This window comes from Actinomyces qiguomingii (genome assembly GCF_004102025.1).
GTDB lineage: Bacteria > Actinomycetota > Actinomycetes > Actinomycetales > Actinomycetaceae > Actinomyces > Actinomyces qiguomingii.
In genome coordinates this window covers 2,304,968-2,321,955 of sequence record NZ_CP025228.1, presented here as the reverse complement: position 1 = coordinate 2,321,955, position 16,988 = coordinate 2,304,968, and the positions used below count along the sequence as shown (strand labels likewise).

15 protein-coding genes are annotated in these 16,988 nt (G+C 68.6%); 14 read left to right on the top strand and 1 reads right to left on the bottom strand.

Annotated features, from left to right (window positions below):
- Positions 1 to 20 precede the first annotated feature (20 nt).
- On the bottom strand, positions 21 to 869 hold the full coding sequence (locus CWT10_RS09600; RefSeq protein ID WP_103061851.1) for a MerR family transcriptional regulator: 849 nt from the start codon (positions 867 to 869) through the stop codon (positions 21 to 23).
- 193 nt (positions 870 to 1,062) lie between these two features.
- Between CWT10_RS09600 and pheS the strand changes: the two genes are divergently transcribed.
- The 14 genes from pheS (at position 1,063) to CWT10_RS09530 (ending at position 16,936) form a co-directional block, all read left to right on the top strand.
- Positions 1,063 to 2,151, top strand: coding sequence for a phenylalanine--tRNA ligase subunit alpha (gene pheS, locus CWT10_RS09595; RefSeq protein ID WP_103061852.1), 1,089 nt, complete (start codon positions 1,063 to 1,065; stop codon positions 2,149 to 2,151).
- Position 2,152: 1 nt separating this feature from the next.
- Positions 2,153 to 4,807, top strand: a complete 2,655-nt coding sequence (gene pheT, locus CWT10_RS09590; protein ID WP_103061853.1) for a phenylalanine--tRNA ligase subunit beta — start codon at positions 2,153 to 2,155, stop codon at positions 4,805 to 4,807.
- Positions 4,808 to 4,885: 78 nt separating this feature from the next.
- Entirely contained in the window at positions 4,886 to 5,380 is a 495-nt protein-coding gene (locus CWT10_RS09585) for a flavodoxin domain-containing protein (RefSeq protein ID WP_103061854.1), read from the top strand.
- 117 nt (positions 5,381 to 5,497) lie between these two features.
- A complete protein-coding gene (gene argC, locus CWT10_RS09580; RefSeq protein WP_174721955.1) occupies positions 5,498 to 6,598 on the top strand; it encodes an N-acetyl-gamma-glutamyl-phosphate reductase in 1,101 nt (366 codons plus the stop codon).
- Positions 6,595 to 7,791, top strand: coding sequence for a bifunctional glutamate N-acetyltransferase/amino-acid acetyltransferase ArgJ (gene argJ, locus CWT10_RS09575; RefSeq protein WP_103061856.1), 1,197 nt, complete (start codon positions 6,595 to 6,597; stop codon positions 7,789 to 7,791). Before argC ends, argJ begins: the two co-directional genes overlap by 4 nt.
- Complete coding sequence (gene argB, locus CWT10_RS09570; protein ID WP_103061857.1) at positions 7,788 to 8,726, top strand: acetylglutamate kinase; 939 nt, start codon at positions 7,788 to 7,790, stop codon at positions 8,724 to 8,726. The genes argJ and argB overlap by 4 nt, the downstream gene beginning before the upstream one ends.
- Positions 8,723 to 9,970: an acetylornithine transaminase gene (locus tag CWT10_RS09565; RefSeq protein ID WP_103061858.1), complete on the top strand. Its 1,248-nt coding sequence runs from the start codon at positions 8,723 to 8,725 to the stop codon at positions 9,968 to 9,970. Before argB ends, CWT10_RS09565 begins: the two co-directional genes overlap by 4 nt.
- Positions 9,967 to 10,530: an arginine repressor gene (locus CWT10_RS09560; protein ID WP_103061859.1), complete on the top strand. Its 564-nt coding sequence runs from the start codon at positions 9,967 to 9,969 to the stop codon at positions 10,528 to 10,530. Before CWT10_RS09565 ends, CWT10_RS09560 begins: the two co-directional genes overlap by 4 nt.
- A gap of 70 nt (positions 10,531 to 10,600) precedes the next feature.
- Entirely contained in the window at positions 10,601 to 11,824 is a 1,224-nt protein-coding gene (locus CWT10_RS09555) for an argininosuccinate synthase (RefSeq protein WP_103061860.1), read from the top strand.
- Between the two features lie 94 nt (positions 11,825 to 11,918).
- Positions 11,919 to 13,283 carry an O-antigen ligase family protein gene (locus tag CWT10_RS09550; protein ID WP_233187995.1) on the top strand — a complete coding sequence of 455 codons (1,365 nt, stop codon included), beginning with the start codon at positions 11,919 to 11,921 and terminating at the stop codon, positions 13,281 to 13,283.
- 112 nt (positions 13,284 to 13,395) lie between these two features.
- Complete coding sequence (gene argH, locus CWT10_RS09545) at positions 13,396 to 14,919, top strand: argininosuccinate lyase (RefSeq protein ID WP_103061862.1); 1,524 nt, start codon at positions 13,396 to 13,398, stop codon at positions 14,917 to 14,919.
- A 12-nt stretch (positions 14,920 to 14,931) separates the two neighbouring features.
- A complete protein-coding gene (locus tag CWT10_RS09540; RefSeq protein WP_103061863.1) occupies positions 14,932 to 15,642 on the top strand; it encodes a DNA-3-methyladenine glycosylase in 711 nt (236 codons plus the stop codon).
- Complete coding sequence (locus CWT10_RS09535; RefSeq protein WP_103061864.1) at positions 15,639 to 16,274, top strand: class I SAM-dependent methyltransferase; 636 nt, start codon at positions 15,639 to 15,641, stop codon at positions 16,272 to 16,274. Before CWT10_RS09540 ends, CWT10_RS09535 begins: the two co-directional genes overlap by 4 nt.
- Positions 16,271 to 16,936 carry an endonuclease III domain-containing protein gene (locus CWT10_RS09530; protein ID WP_103061865.1) on the top strand — a complete coding sequence of 222 codons (666 nt, stop codon included), beginning with the start codon at positions 16,271 to 16,273 and terminating at the stop codon, positions 16,934 to 16,936. The genes CWT10_RS09535 and CWT10_RS09530 overlap by 4 nt, the downstream gene beginning before the upstream one ends.
- The last annotated feature ends 52 nt before the right edge of the window (positions 16,937 to 16,988 follow it).

The following is a 16,988-nucleotide window of genomic DNA, read 5'->3' as shown; positions in this document are numbered from 1 at the left end:
CGGTTTGGAGCAGAAGCTGCTTACAACGCGGGCTCGTCACCGGCCAGACGCCGAATGACGACGGCGAACTCCGGGTCCGCCATGAGCAGTTCCAGGAAGCGATCGAGGTACAGGTGCTGTGCCGGTCCGGTGTAGGCGTTGGTGATCATCTGGGTCAGTCGCCAGGTGGTGCGCCCCGGCGACCCGGTCGGAAAGTCGGCGAATGCGGCCAGCGCCGTACGGCGGTGCCGGAGGGTGTACTCCCAGGTCTCCTCGGCCAGGTCGAGGGCCGCGGTGCGGGCGTCCTCTCCGCGCAGCTGCTCCAGGCGGGCGATCTGGGTGTAGATGCGCACACCCGCCTCCCACTCGGCGCCATCCAGCTCGGCCAGGAAGGCGCCGATGCTCTCGGGGACCAGTCCCAGGGCGGCCAGTGCCGTCACCACCTGCCGCTCGGCCCGCAGCCCGCGGGCATTGAGTCCCTCCTCCTCAAGCCGTTCCTGCACGGCGTCGTAGAAGCGCACCAGCAGCTGGGGGATGGGCTCGAGTCCCTCACCGTCCTGGACCCGGGCGATCAGCTCGTCGATGCGGGCCTCCTGCGCCTGCAGCTCGCGGCGACGTGCGATAACCGTGCCGCGGGTGGCTCGCAGGTTGTGCAGCACCGCCTCGCGGTCGGCGCCGCCCGGATCCTGCGCGAGTACCTCGGCGATCTGCGCCAGGGGTAGCCCGCCGTCGGCCAGCCAACGGATCCGCATGAGCCGGGCCAGGTGCGCCACGCCGTATTCCCGCCGCCCGCGCACCGTCGGTGGCACCGGCAGCAGCCCCAAGCGGTGATAGTGACGCACCGCCCGTGGGGTGGTGCCGGCCAGATCGGCCATCTCCTTGATGCGCATGCACACATCCCAACAGGTGACGTAACGTCACCGTCAAGACCCGCCCGCGTACGTGTCCGCATAACACGTTGCGCACCGCCCACGGGCGGGATACGCCCCAGGCGCGCATCTGAGACGATTTCGGGCGCTCGCGCGACGCGGACTAATCTGACCCCGGAGAGAACCCGACTCAACTGGTGGAAGGCAACCGCATATGACTGACGCCCCCGGCGCCCTCTCGCCAACGGACGAGGCCGGCGTCAATAACCTGGTCGAACAGGCCCTGACCGCTATCGCCGCCGCCGGCGACCTGGCCGAGCTGAAGGAGGTGCGCCTGACCTACGCTGGCGACGCCTCCGCGCTGGCCCTGGCCAATCGGGAGATCGGCCGGCTGCCCGACCGTGACGCCAAGGCCGCCGCCGGCAAGCTGCTCGGCGGCGCTCGTGGCCGCATCTCCGCTGCCCTGGCTGAGCGCCAGCAGGTGCTCGAGGCCGAGGCCGAGGCGACGATGCTGGCCACCGAGGCAGTCGACGTTACCGTCCCAACCGACCGCACTCCCGCCGGTGCCCGCCACCCCCTGGATGTTCTGGTCGACGAGGTCTCCGACTTGTTCACCGCCATGGGCTGGTCCATCGCCGAGGGCCCGGAGGTCGAGCACGAGTGGTTCGACTTCGATGCCCTCAACTTCGATGCCGACCACCCCGCCCGCCAGATGCAGGACACCTTCTACATCGACGGCGCCTCCGTGGGCGGAGCTCCCGGGGCCACGGCGAACCTGGTGCTGCGCACCCACACCTCGCCCGTGCAGGCGCACGTGATGCTGGAGCAGGCCCCGCCGATCTACGTGGCCTGCCCAGGCAAGGTGTTCCGCTCTGATGAGCTCGACCAGACCCACACCCCGGTCTTCCACCAGGTCGAGGGCCTGGCGGTGGACAAGGGCCTGACAATGGCACATCTAAAGGGCACGCTGGACCACGTTGCCCGTGTCATGTTCGGCCCCGAGGCACGTACCCGCCTGCGTCCCTCATTCTTCCCCTTCACCGAGCCCAGCGCGGAGATGGATCTGTGGTTCCCGCAGAAGAAGGGCGGGGCCGGCTGGATCGAGTGGTGCGGCTGCGGCATGGTCAACCCCAATGTGCTGCGCGCCTGCGGCGTCGACCCGGAGGTCTACACCGGCTTCGCCTTCGGCATGGGCCTGGAGCGCACCCTCATGCTGCGCCACGGCATCGCAGACATGTACGACATTGTCGAGGGGGACATCCGCTTCTCTCAGCAGTTCGGCACCACCGGAAGGGGAAACTGACATGCCTTACGTCCCGATCGAGTGGCTGCGCGAGCACGTCGACGTTCCTGTTGGCGCAACCGCGGCCGAACTGGCCGCCGACCTCGTCAAGGTCGGCCTGGAGGAGGAGCGCATCGTTCCCCCCGCCGTAACCGGCCCCCTCGTCGTCGGCCGGGTGCTGACGCGGGAGGCCGAGGAGCAGAAGAACGGCAAGACCATCAACTACTGCCGCGTCGACGTCGGTCAGTACAACGACGCCCCCGGCACCGGCAAGGAGCCCTCCGAGCTGCCCAGCCGCGGCATCGTCTGCGGCGCCCATAACTTCGAGGCCGGCGACCACGTGGTGGTGTCCTTGCCCGGCGCGGTCCTGCCCGGCGACTTCGCCATCGCCGCCCGCAAGACATATGGGCACATCTCCGACGGCATGATCTGCTCCGAGCGCGAGCTCGGCATTGGCAACGACCACTCCGGCATCATCGTGCTCGAGCGCTGGCTGGCGGCCCGGGGTCGGGATGGTGAGGCCATTCCGACCCCGGGCACCGACGCGATCGGCCTGCTCGGTCTGGGGGAGGAGGTCCTGGAGATCAACATCACTCCGGACCGCGGCTACTGCTTCTCCATGCGCGGCGTCGCCCGCGAGTACTCCCACGCCACCGGTGCCTCCTTCACCGACCCTGCCGACGGCGGCAACCCCGAACTCTTCCCGCAGGGGGTCGCCCCCGCCGGTGAAGACGGCTTCCCCGTCCGCTTCGCCGAGGACACCGCCCCCATTCACGGGCGCCCCGGCGTGGACCGCTACGTGGCCCGGGTGGTGCGCGGCATCAACCCCGGTGCCGCCTCCCCGAAGTGGATGCAGGACCGCCTGAGCGCCGCCGGAATGCGCCCGATCAGCCTGGCCGTGGACGTGACCAATTACGTGATGCTGGACCTGGGCCAACCCCTGCACGCCTTCGATCTGAACAAGCTGGCAGCCCCGATCGTGGTGCGCCGCGCCCGAGCGGGGGAGACCCTCACCTTCCTTGATGAGGTCACCCGCACCCTGGACGGTGAGGACCTGCTAATTTGCGACTCCCCGGCCGGAGAGGGCTCGCGCGCCCTGGTGCTGGCGGGCGTCTTCGGCGGCGCCGAGACGGAGATAGATGCCGAGACCACCGACGTGCTCATTGAGGCCGCCCACTTCGACGCCGTGTCTATCGCTCGCTCCGCCCGCCGCCACAAGCTGTCCACCGAGTCCTCCAAACGCAACGAGCGCGGCGTGGACACCGAGTTGGCGCCCGTGGCCGCGCAGCGCGCCGTCGACCTGCTGGTCCGCTACGGTGGCGGCACGGCGGATGCCGTCGCCACCGACGTCAACCGAACGGTCGCGCCGGCGCCGCTGACCATTCGCGCCGACGCCGCGCAGCGCCTGACCGGCGTCGCCTACGGCACCGCCCGCGTCACCGAGCTGTTGCGCGCCATCGGCTGTACGGTCCAGCCAGCCGGCACCACTGCCGATGGCGGGGAACTGCTTGCGGTCACCCCGCCCACCTGGCGGCCGGACCTGGTGGGCGCCGCCCACTTCGCCGAGGAGATCGCCCGGCTGGACGGATACGACAACATCGCCTCTATCATGCCGGTGGCGCCGGCGGGCACGGGCCTGACCGTCCGGCAGCGGGCCCGGCGTGACGTCGTGCGCGCTCTGGTCGATGCCGGGTTCACCCAGGTGCTGTCCTACCCGTTCATCGGTGACGTGCACGACAGGCTCGAGCTGCCCGCCGACGATCCGCGCCGAGCGGCGGTGCGCCTGGCGAACCCGCTCGCCGATGACGCCCCGCTGCTGCGCACCAGTGTGCTGGACTCCCTGTTGGAGGTTGCCCGCCGCAATGTCTCCCGGGGCCTGGACGATGTCGCGGTTTTCGAGATCGGCTCCGTCACCCACCCGGCAGGCACCGTGCCGGCTCCGATCCCCGGGGTGGATCGTCGCCCCTCCGACGCCGAGATCGCGGCGCTGAACGCCGGCATCCCGACCCAGCCCACGCATGTGGGCATCGTGCTGGCCGGAGACCGGGAGCGCGCCGGAGTACTGGGCGCCGCCCGCCCCCGGGACTGGGCAGACGCCATTCAGATGGCGCGTACCGTGGCGGCCGCGCTCGGTGTGGACGTCGAGGTCGGCACCCCGCAGACGCCCTACGCCCCCTGGCACCCGGGCCGCACCGCCGAGGTACGGCTGCCCGCGATCCGGCAGGGCCGCGAGTTGGTGCCCGGAGTCCTGATCGCCTACGCCGGCGAACTGCATCCGCGCGTGGCCCGCAGCTTTGGGCTGCCGCCGCGCGCCTGCGCCGTCGAGATCGACTTGGAGCCGCTGCTGGCGGCCGTCGCCGATGCCGGCGTCCTCCAGGTGCGCCCCGTGTCCACCTTCCCGGCTGCCAAGGAGGATGTCGCCCTCGTCGTTGACGAGTCCGTCCCCGCGGCTGCGGTTGAGCAGGTGGTGTGTGAGGCCGCCGGGGACCTGGCCGAGGAAGTACGGCTATTCGACGTCTTCCGCGGCCCGCAGCTGGGGGAGGGACGCAAGTCGCTGGCCTTCTCCCTGCGCCTGCGCGCCGCCGACCGCACGCTGACCGCCGCGGAGACCGCTGCGGTGCGTAAGCGCGTGGTCAAGCGCGCCGCCAAGCGTCTGGGGGCCGAACTGCGTGCCTGATTGTGGAGGTGGTCACGCTTGCCTCCCAGGAGGCCTGACCGGCTGCCGAAACCGGCTACAGCCGGTGATACTGGCGCCATGAGAATCCTGCTCACCTCATCCTCCCGACACGGCTCCACCGACGAGGTCGGAGCGGTCATCGCGCAGGAGCTGCGCGCCGCCGGGCACGACGTCGATCAGGCCCGTCCCGAGGACGTCGCCGACATTGCTGGTTATGACGCCTTCGTGCTGGGGAGCGCCGTTTACATGACGCGCTGGACGCCGCAGGCCATCGACTTCACCGAGCGTTTCCGTGAACAGTTGCGTTCACGTCCGGTTTGGGCCTTTTCGGTGGGACTGTCCGGACTGCCCAAGGGCAAGATCTCCGACCCGCACCGCATCGGTCCGGTGCTGCTGTCAATCGACACTAAGGACCATGTGACCTTCGCCGGCCGCTTTAACCCCGCGGATCTGTCCCTGCGTGAACGTTCGATTGCTCGCATGGGCGGTGCCTCCGAAGGCGACTTCCTGGATCTGGATGCCGTGCGCGCCTGGGCCGGTTCCATCACCGCCGCGCTCGCAGCGTCCGCATGAGGTATGTGGCCGGTGGGCCGCCGCAATGCGAGTGCGCGCACGGGCTGTGAGTAATCCGACCCTGTATGAGCAATTACTGGATGTGTATATCTATCCAGTTCGATGTATTGTTATCGCGTGACATGGACAGCAGCGGTCGCGGGTGCGACCGGATACGCCGGTGGAGAGGTTCTGCGCCTCCTATCCGCACACCCGAATATTGAGATCGGTGCCGTGACGGGCAGTTCCTCGGCCGGTACGCGCCTGGGCCAGCACCATCCGCACCTGCTCGCCCTGGCCGACCGAGAGGTCACCCCGACGGACGTCGCACACCTGGCCGGACATGACATTGTGTTGTTGGCGCTACCACATGGGGTTTCCGGAGCTATTACCGCAGCCCTCGAGGAGGCGCCCGGCAGGACACCCATCCTCATTGACTGTGGTGCCGACCATCGGCTGACCGACGCCGAGGCGTGGAACAGCTTCTACGGAACGGAGTATGCCGGCGCCTGGACCTACGGCATGCCCGAACTACTGCATGCCGGCGAGTCTGAGGCTCTCGCCCAGCGTGCCGAGCTCGCCTCAGCCGGCCGCATTGCCGTCCCTGGATGCAATGTCACCGCTGTTACGCTCGCCGCCCAGCCTGGCATTGCCGCCGAACTCATTGATCCCGGCAGGATCAACGCGGTCTTGGCTGTCGGCTACTCCGGCGCCGGCAAGGTCCTCAAGCCCCATCTGACCGCCTCTGAGGCTCTTGGCTCCGCCCAGCCCTACGCAGTCGGCGGCACCCACCGCCACATTCCCGAGATCATCCAGAATCTCCAGGTAGCTGGCGCTGCGCCCGGTGCCGTCCACCTGTCCTTCACTCCGGTGCTGGTGCCCATGAGCCGCGGCATACTCGCCACCGTGACCGCCCCGGTCACCGCTGAAGTGCGCGCCGCCGCAAATCCCGATGCCGTGCTGCGCGAGACCTGGCAGCGCGTCTACGGCACCACCGGCGCCGGTGAGCCGCTGATCCACCTGCTGCCCGAGGGTGTGTGGCCCGTAACCGGCGCCGTGGCAGGGACCGGCCTGGCCACTGTGCAGGTCGCCTATGACGCCGGCGCCGGCACCGCAGTGATGATCTGCGCCATTGACAATCTCGGCAAGGGCACCGCCTCGGCGGCGATCCAATCGCTGAATCTATGCCTCGGGCTATCCGAGACCACCGGGGTTATCAAGGAAGGAGTCGCCCCATGAGTGTCACTGCCGCCTCCGGCTTCCGGGCCGCCGGCATTCACGCCGGCCTGAAAGAGTCCGGCAAACCTGATCTGGCCCTGGTTGTCAACGACGGGCCGCTGGACGTGGCCGCCGGCGTGTTCACCACCAATCGGGTCGTCGCCGCCCCCGTGCAATGGTGCCGTCGTGTGCTGGCGGGTGACGGCGGAGCGGCGGGATCTGCCCGCGCCGTCATCCTCAATTCCGGTTCCGCCAACGCCTGCACCGGACCCCGGGGCGCCACCGACACCGCCGCCACTGCGGCCCATGTGGCCGAATTGCTTGGCGAGGACCGCCCGGGCCTTGGGGCTGACTCGGTGCTGGTCTGCTCGACCGGCGTCATCGGTGTGCCGCTGGACATGCCGGCACTGGAAGCGGGTGCCGCCAAGGCGGTGCGCGAGCTGGCCGACACCCCGCAGGCCGGCCGCGCGGCGGCGACCGCGATCATGACCACCGACACCGTTTCCAAGGAGGATTCCCTTCACCTGGACGGCTGGAGCATCGGCGGCATGATCAAGGGTGTGGGCATGCTCGCACCGGGCATGGCCACCATGCTGTGCGTTATCACCACCGACGCCGTCATCGGCGCCGACACCGCCCACCGGGCGCTGTCTTGTGCGGCTGCACGCACCGTGGGCCGCATTAACTCCGACGGCTGCATGTCCACCAATGACACCGTCCTGCTCCTGGCCTCCGGCGCATCCGGCAGGGAACCCGCGGCAGACGTGTTCTTTGGTGCTGTCCAGGAGCTGCTGACCCGGCTCGGGCGCCGGCTGGTGGCCGATGCGGAGGGCGCCACCCACGACATCGCCATCACCGTCACCGGCGCGGTCACGGAGGCTGCGGCGGAGGCCGCGGCCCGCACCGTGTCCGCCTCCAACCTGCTCAAATGCGCCATCGCCGGTGAGGACCCGAACTGGGGGCGTGTCGTCGCCCAGCTCGGCACTGTCCCCGAGGCGGTGTGCCCCTTCAATCCCGATGAGGTCGACGTCGCCATTAACGGGGTGACCATCTACCGGCATGGCGCCCTCGGCGAGGACCGCTCCATGGTGGACATGACCCCTCGTGAGACTCGCATCGACATTGAGTTGAGCGCGGGTGACGCCTCCGCCACCGTCTGGACCAACGACCTCACCCACGGCTACGTCACCATCAACGCGGACTACACCACATGAGCACCGAATCACCCACCGATCACCTGACCCCGCCGCAGAAGGCCTCCGTCCTGCTGGAGGCCATGCCCTGGCTGCGCGCCTACAAGGGCGCCACAATCGTCGTCAAATATGGCGGCAACGCCATGGTTGATGACTCCCTTAAACGTGCCTTCGCCGCGGACATACTGTTTCTACACCAGGTCGGGCTGCGCCCCGTGGTGGTGCACGGCGGCGGTCCCCAGATCAGCGCCATGCTGGCCCGCCTCGGCATCACCTCCGAGTTCAAGGGCGGCCTGCGCGTGACCACCCCCGAGGTGATGGACGTGGTGCGCATGGTGCTCACCGGCGGGGTGCAGCGTGAACTGGTCAGCCTCCTCAACGAGTACGGTTCCGCCGCCGTCGGTATCTCCGGAGAGGATGGGGGACTGCTGCGTGCCCGGCAGCGCCTGGCCACCGTGGATGGCGAGCGCGTCGACATCGGCCTGGTCGGCGACGTGGTCGAGGTGGACCCCCGCTCGGTGATAGAACTGCTCGACCAGGGGCGCATTCCGGTGGTCTCCTCAGTGGCCCCGCTGGTGGCCGACTCAACGACGGTGCTCAACATTAACGCCGACACCGCGGCGGCTTCCCTCGCCGTGGCCCTGAAGGCGCAGAAACTCATCATGCTCACCGATGTTGAGGGCCTGTACTCCAACTGGCCCGATAAGGGCTCCCTGGTTTCCCGCATCGGGGCCGATGCCCTCGAGGCACTCCTGCCCGAGCTGTCCAGCGGCATGATCCCCAAGATGGAGGCCTGCCTGCGGGCGGTGCGCGGCGGTGTCGGCCAGGCACACGTCGTCGACGGCCGTCAGCCCCATTCCATGCTGCTGGAGATCGTCACCGACGACGGCGTGGGTACCGTCGTCCACCCCGACGTCATTCCGCAATCGCGCACGAAAGGCGGCGCCACGATATGAGTAAACATCCCACAGCTTCCACAGCCGGTTCCAACGTGAGTTGGAACACGGCCTGGAGAGCGCTGTATGCAGGCGCTGTCATGAACACCTTCGGCACGCCTGGGCGCGTGCTGGTGCGTGGCGAGGGCACCCATGTCTGGGACGTCGACGGAAATGAGCTCATTGATCTGCTCGCCGGCATCGCCGTCAACTGCCTGGGGCATGCCCATCCGGCCCTGGTTGCCGCCATCACCGAACAGCTGAACACCCTGGGACACATCTCCAACCTGTTCACCTCCCCGGCCCAGGTCACCTTGGCCGAGGTCCTGGCAGATCTGGTGTTCCCAGTGGAACCCCAGTTCGCACGAGCCTTCTTGGCCAACTCCGGCACGGAGGCCAATGAGGCGGCCTTCAAGATCGCGCGTCGACACGGCGGCCCCTCCCGCCCGCGCATACTCGCCCTTGAGGAGGCCTTCCACGGCCGCACCATAGGGGCGCTGGCATTGACCCACAAGGCCGCCTACCGTGAGCCCTTCGAACCCCTGCCGGGCGGGGTGGAGTTCCTCCCCGCCGGCGACGTCGACGCCCTACGCAGCGCACTGGGGACGGATGTGGCCGCGCTATTCGTTGAACCCATCCAGGGTGAGGCCGGCGTGCGTCCGCTACCGGCCGGGTATCTGGAGGCCGCCCGTGAACTGACCTCGGCCGCGGGTGCACTACTCATAATCGATGAGGTACAGACCGGCATGGGGCGCACGGGCGCCTGGATGGCCCATCACCTGCTCGCTCCGGACGTCGTCCCGGACGTCGTCACTCTCGCCAAGGGGCTTGGCGGCGGCATGCCGATCGGTGCCGCGGTGGCGACCGGAGCGGCGGCCGAGCTGCTTGGCCCGGGCCAGCACGGCACCACCTTCGGCGGCAATCCTGTGGCCGCGAAGGCAGCTCTGGCAGTGATCGAGACCATCGAGACCGATGGCCTGCTTGAGCGAGTGACCGCGCTCGGCGACCGGTGGGCCACTGAACTTGCGGCCGTTCCCGGGGTCACCGAGGTGCGCGGAGCCGGCCTGCTACGCGGCATCGGCCTGGCTGATTCCGTGGGTCCGGCGCCCGAGGTCGCCTCCGAGCTGGACCGGCGCGGGTTCATCGTCAACGCTCCCCGCCCGGACACGCTCCGGCTGGCACCGCCCTTTATCCTGTCCGACGCCGACGCCGACGCCTTCACCCGAGAGCTTGCCGACGTCCTGGCTGGACGGGCGGCAGCATGAGCGCCCGCGTAGACGTCCAGGCCTCTGATTCCGGGGCGACGGCACCCGCGACCAAGGCGGCCCGGCACGCCCTGATCACTAAGATCCTGGGCCACGAACGCATCCGTTCCCAGGCGGAGTTGCGCGACGCCCTGGCCCGCCACGGGGTAACCGCAACCCAGGCCACGCTCTCCCGTGATCTGGTGGAATTGCGTGCCACCAAGGTCCGTTCTACGGGCGGCACGCAGGTGTACGCCATACCTGAGGCCGGCGCGCCCGGCCAGATGCCGCCCAATGGAGTGGGCGCCGATCCTCTGTCCGACCACACCAGCGCCCGCCTGGCCCGTTGGTGCGCCGACCTGGTGGTCACCGCCGAATGGGCCGGAAATCAGCTGGTCCTGCGCACCCCCGCCGGGGCGGCTCAATTGCTGGCCAGCGCCGTGGACGACGCCATGCTGCCCGGCGTCCTCGGCTGCATCGCCGGGGACGACACCGTTCTGGTCATCACCCGTTCCGAGGCGATGGCCGCCGAGGTCGCTGCTCACCTGCTTGCCCTGGCCGACCCCGGTTCGCGCGGCTGAGCACTCCCTACCAGTAACCCAACCAGTATCTGTCCCACTCAGACACCACAGAGAAAGAATCACAACGCATATGAGCAAGCACCAGGACCGCGTCGTTCTCGCCTACTCCGGGGGCCTGGACACCTCCGTCGCCATCGGTTGGATCGGCGAGCAGACCGGCCGAGAGGTTGTCACCGTAGCCGTGGATGTCGGCCAGGGAGGCGAGGATCTGGAGGTTATCCGCCAGCGCGCCCTTGATTGCGGCGCCGTTGAGGCCTATGTGGCGGACGCGAAGGACGAATTCGCCTCCGAATACTGCATGCCGGCCCTGAAGGCCAATGCGTTGTACGAGGGCAAGTATCCCCTGGTGTCCGCCCTGTCGCGCCCGGTGATTGCCAAGCACCTGGTGCGGGCCGCCCGCGAGTTCGGCGCTAGCACTGTTGCCCATGGTTGCACTGGTAAGGGCAACGACCAGGTGCGTTTCGAAGTCGCCATCACCTCCATGGCCCCAGACATGAACTGTCTGTCCCCGGTGCGGGATCTGGCCCTGACCCGGGATGTCGCCATCGAGTACGCCGAGAAGCACGACCTGCCGATCGAGACCACGAAGCACAATCCCTTCTCCATCGACCAGAACGTGTGGGGCCGCGCCATCGAGACTGGATTTCTGGAGGACCTGTGGAACGCCCCCACTAAGGACGTCTACGTCTACACCGACGATCCCACCTACCCGCCGCTGCCCGATGAGGTCATAATCCACTTCGAACAGGGCGTGCCCACCGCCATCGACGGCAAGCCGGTCACCCCCCTGCAGGCGGTGCAGGAGCTCAACCGCCGTGCCGGGGCCCAGGGTGTGGGTCGTATCGACTTGGTCGAGGACCGGCTGGTGGGTATCAAGTCCCGGGAGATCTACGAGGCGCCCGGGGCGGTGGCGCTCATTGAGGCGCACCAGGCGCTGGAGGCCGTCACCCTGGAGCGGCTCCAGCGCAGGTACAAGCGGCAAATGGAACAAGTCTGGGCCGATCTGGTGTACGAGGCCCAGTGGTACTCCCCGCTCAAGCGCTCCATGGACGCCTTCATTGAAGACACCCAGAGGTACGTCACCGGTGATATCCGCATGGTGCTGCACGGCGGCCGGGCCACCGTCGACGGGCGCCGCACCGATACGGGCCTGTATGACTTCAACCTGGCGACCTATGAGACCGGCGACACCTTCGACCAGTCCTCCTCGCGAGGTTTCATTGAGATCTACGGCATGCAGTCCAAGTTGGCGGCCGCGCGCGACGTGCGCGTGGGCCAGGGTATGACCTTCTAACACCGAGATCGGTTGATATAACCGTCGAGATCGGTACAAGTGGTCGGCTCACCGTACCGAGGAGCCGACCACTTGTATGGGGAGGAGACCACCGGTGAGGAGCGCGTCAACCGATGATCGGGTTCGCGGACGTGAGATCGTCCGCGGTTCACGGCGCCCGCTGCTACCCGCCCTGGGAACCTGGGCCTTCTTTCTGACCTTCTCCGGTCAGGGGGTGCGCGATCTCGTCGGATGGTGGGCATTCGGCCTGCTCGCCGCGCTCAGTGGACTCGCGCTCTTGGCAGTGTTCATACATGAGGGGCACCGCGTGCCCTGGCGGGCCCTGCCTCCGGTGACCTCCGCTTATGTCCTCGTCTGTGTGCTAAGCGTCATATGGTCCCAGTATCGCAGCGAAACGGCTCTGGCGGCACTGTTGATGGTCGCCACCAGCGCCACCGGTGTGCTCCTGGCCTGTGGGCTTTCGCTGAGGCAACTGACCGACGCCCTCAGCCGCGCCCTTGAAGCGACTCTCGTGCTGAGCCTGCTGCTGGAGGTCTGGGTGGCGCTGGTACTGCGGCATCCGCTCATACCCCTGTACATGCGGGACTGGGATGAGGTGCCGATCTCCTACTACTGGGTCAACGGGGATCTGTTCAACGGCGGACCGATTCAGGGCATTGTCGGTAACCGCAACCCGTTGGCCTTCATCGCGCTGCTCACACTTCTATGCGTGGTGGTGCGTCGCGCCGACCGTCGGTTGCGGCTGCCGGGGCTGGTTATCTGGACGTCACTGTCCCTGCTCGTGCTGGTGCTCGCCGGGTCGGCGACCGTTTCCGTGGCCCTGATCGTATGCGTTGCCGTGTGCCTGCTGCTGTGGTTGGTGCGGCGCGTGCAGCCCCGGCTGCGTCCGGCGGTGCTGACGACGGCGATGGCCCTGGGGGTGGCGCTCATCGCCCTGGCGATCGGTCAACACTCACAGGTGACTGCAGTGCTGGGGCGCAGCACGGACATGTCGGGACGCTGGGAGATCTGGCAGCGGGTTCTGGAGTTGTGGGAGGATCACACCATCCTGGGGTGGGGTTGGATCATGTATTGGGTGCCGTGGCTGCCGTTATTCGCCACTCTTGTGATACGCCCAGATGGCACCCCCACCATGAGCGCCCACAACGCCTATATAGAAGCGCTGTTCCAGACCGGTGTTGTCGGGGCTGCGCTAGTCGTTGTTCTGGTCGTACTGCTTCTGTATCGCTCCTTCCGGTTGGCGCTGCACAACATTGACTCCGATGCCTCGGTGCTGCTGCCCGCCCTGCTGATGACGGCGATGACCGTGCAGTCCTTCACCGAGTCCCGGCTGCTGAGCGAGGGCAACTGGGTGCTTGTTTGCGCCCTGGGTACCTGGCTGGGGCTGCACCGTATTTATGAGCGCAACCGCAGCGAGAACGATGCCGCTATCGGCCGCGGAACAACTGTGCGCACCTGAGCCTATGAAGCCGCCCCGACCCCGGCGGCGGGTCGGAGACCGGCCTCCTCACCTACGTCCGGGCATCGGGCCAGGTGCCGTAATACCCTAACGATGCGTCATGATGGGGACCATGACGAGTCAGCCGCGCCCATCCCCGTCCGCTTCGGAAGCTCCCGAGGCCCCTGCTGGCATAAGCCTGTGGGGCGGCCGCTTCACAGGCGGCCCCGCCGACGCCCTGGCAGCCCTGTCGGTCTCCACCCACTTCGACTGGCGCCTGGCCCGCTACGATATCGCCGGGTCGCGTGCGCACGCCCGCGCCCTGCACACCGCCGGACTGCTCGACGCCGCCCAGCTGGAGGGCATGCTTGCCGCCCTGGACCGGTTGGAGGACGACGTCGTCTCCGGCGCCTTCGCCCCGACACCCGCGGACGAGGACGTGCATACGGCGCTTGAACGCGGACTTTTGGAGCGCGCCGGTCAGGAGCTGGGAGGCAGGCTACGCGCGGGCCGCTCCCGCAACGACCAGATTGCCACCCTGATCCGCATGTACCTGCGCGACCAGGCCCGCCACCTGGCTGGACTCGTGCTCGACGTCGTTGACGCTCTGATCGACCAGGCGGCCGCCGCAGGCGAGGCCATCATGCCCGGCCGCACCCACATGCAGCACGCCCAGCCGGTGCTGGTGGCTCACCAGCTACTGGCCCACGCCTGGCCACTGATGCGAGACGTCGAGCGGCTGCAGGACTGGGACGCGCGCGCCGCCGTCAGTCCCTACGGCTCGGGCGCACTGGCCGGCAACACGCTCGGACTCGACCCCGACGCCGTCGCCGCCGACCTGGGCTTTGACGCCGCCTGCGAGAACTCCATTGACGGCACCTGCGCGCGCGACACGGTCGCCGAGATCTCCTTCGTCCTGGCCATGACGGCCGTGGACGTATCCCGCCTGGCGGAGGAGATCATCATCTGGAACACCAAGGAGTTCGACTTCGTCACCCTCGACGACTCCTTCTCCACCGGCTCCTCCATCATGCCGCAGAAGAAGAACCCCGACGTCGCCGAGCTCGCCCGCGGCAAGGCCGGCCGCCTCATTGGCGACCTGGCCGGTCTGCTGGCCACCCTCAAGGCCCTGCCGCTGGCCTATAACCGCGACCTGCAGGAGGACAAGGAACCCGTTTTCGACGCCGTCGACACGCTCGCTGTACTGCTGCCCGCAGTCTCCGGCATGGTCGCCACCATGCGCCTGAACTACGAGCGCATGGCCGCGCTGGCGCCCCAGGGCTTCTCCCTGGCCACCGATATCGCCGAATGGCTGGTCAAGCAGGGGGTTCCCTTCCGTCAGGCCCACGAGCTCTCCGGTGCCTGCGTGCGTGCGTGCGAGCAGCGCGGCATCGAGCTGTGGGAGCTGACCGACGCGGACTTCGCCGCCATCGACCCGCGACTGACGCCGCAGGTGCGCACGGTGCTCTCGGCAGCCGGCTCCGTCGCCGCCCGCGCCGGCCACGGAGGGACTGCGCCGGTGCGTGTGGTGGAGCAGTTGGCCCGCGGTATCGAGCACTCCGCCGAACTGCGCGTGTTCTTCTGGGAGGGCTCGCTGCTTGACGGTCCCGCCGATCCCGGGGCCGAGGCCGGCGGGACTACCGTCCGGGAGTCATAGGGACGGGCGCGCATGACGTGGCCGGATGCGGTGGGGACGGATTCTCCCCGTGAAGACTCCGCAGGCGCGCCAGGTGTACCCGCGGACGTTGCCCGGTTGCTCGCCGGCGACCCGGTTGACGTGGCTCCGCGGCTGCTCGGAGCGGTGCTGACCACGCGCTGCCCGCAGGGGGCGGTGTCGGTGCGCCTGACCGAGGTAGAGGCCTATCGGGGCAAGGCCGACCCGGGCTCCCACGCCTACCGCGGCCGCACCGACCGCAACGCCTCCATGTTCGCGGCCGCCGGCACCGTCTATGTCTACTTCACCTACGGCATGCATTTCTGCGCGAATATCGTCTGTGGTCCAGTCGGGGTCTCACGCGCCGTACTGCTGCGCGGTGGCGAGGTGACGGACGGACTCGACTTGGCGCGCCGGCGTCGGCCCACCGCCCGCACCGACCGCGATCTGGCGCGTGGTCCGGCCCGGCTATGTCAGGCGCTCGGTCTGACCCGGGAGGACGACGGCGTCCGGCTCGGTCCGACGGGCTCCCGCGTGGCTCTGACGCTGCCCGAAGAGGGGACGGGGCCCGAGCCCGGGCGCATCCGCACCGGCCCGCGCACCGGCGTGGCCGGACCCGGCGGTGACGGTGTCGTCTACCCATGGCGCTTCTGGATCGACGGTGAGCCGACGGTCTCTCCCTACAAGCCCGCCCGGCCGCGCCGCCGAGGAAGGACCGGACCATGAATACCCTCCCTCCCACATACCCCCGCTACTGGAACCACAATGCGGCCTTCCACGACGAACTCGTGACGGACGCCGCCCGCCGCGGCGGGCGCGCCCTGGACGTGGGCTGCGGCGAGGGGCTGCTCCTGGAACGGCTCGCGGCCGTATGCGACCAGGTCATCGGGATCGAGAACGATCCCGACGCTGCTAGTCGTGCCCGCGCACGCCTGGCAGGACTTCCCGGAGCCGATGTGCGGCAGGCAGACGTGCTGGAGCCGGGCGCGACAGACGACCTTGGAGAGTTCGACACCGTCACCTGTGTGGCGGTCCTGCACCACCTGCCGCTGGAGGCGGGGTTGGAGCGCCTGGCCGCATTGGTGGCTCCGGGAGGGCGGCTCCTGATCGTCGGGCTGGCCGCCAACGCCTCCGCCGCGGACTGGGCGCTGAGCGCACTGAGCGTGGCGCCCATCCGGATCGCTAGCCTGCTGCACGGTGAACGGCGGGATATCGGCGTGCCCACGGCCCCGGCCCGCGAGTCACTGCGGGAGATTCGTGCGGCGGCCGCCCGGATACTGCCAGGGGCCCAGGTGCGCCGTCGCTTCTACTGGCGCTACTCATTGGTCTGGGACCGCCCTATGGGGGCGGGGCGATGACCGGCGACCTTCGCCCGCTGCCGGTGCGCGACCTACTGACGCTCCTGCACGCCGCGCTGGGGGAGACTCCGGTATGGCCCGCGCAGACCCCCTTCGAGTACGTGTGCGGGATCGTGCTGGTGCAGAACACGTCCTGGACGAATGTCGAGCGTGCCCTGGCGCTGCTTCGGGAGGCCACCGATTTCGAAGCGGAGGAACTGCTGCGCCTGACCGACGCGGAACTGACCGCGCTGATTCGCCCGGCCGGCTTCATGCGGGCCAAGTCGCGTTCGCTGCGCGCCTTCGCCGCTTGGATGCTGTCCGCGGACGGGAGGGCAGCTGTGAAGCTGGGCGACGACGCCCTGCGCGCCGCGCTGCTGTCCTTGCCCGGTATTGGGCCGGAAAGTGCTGATGTGGCGGCGCTGATGGTCTATGGCCGGCGCCGTTTCATCTTCGACGCCTACGGGCGGCGTCTGCTACGGCAGGCCGGCTACGCCGTCGGCCGTGACTACGAGACCACTCGGCGGGCGCTTGAGGCCGACATCGATGCCGAAGGACTCAGCCACGGGGAGCTCGTCGACCTCCACGGACTGATTATCGAAGCCGGCAAGCGCGCCCGGGCTGCCGGCGGCTGGGAGTCCTACGGCCCCATGATCGGCATAGGCGGACCGCATTCCCGGTAGCCGCTGCGTCGGTGCGGGGAGAAGGGGGCGGGTCTCGGTCTGCCATGGATGA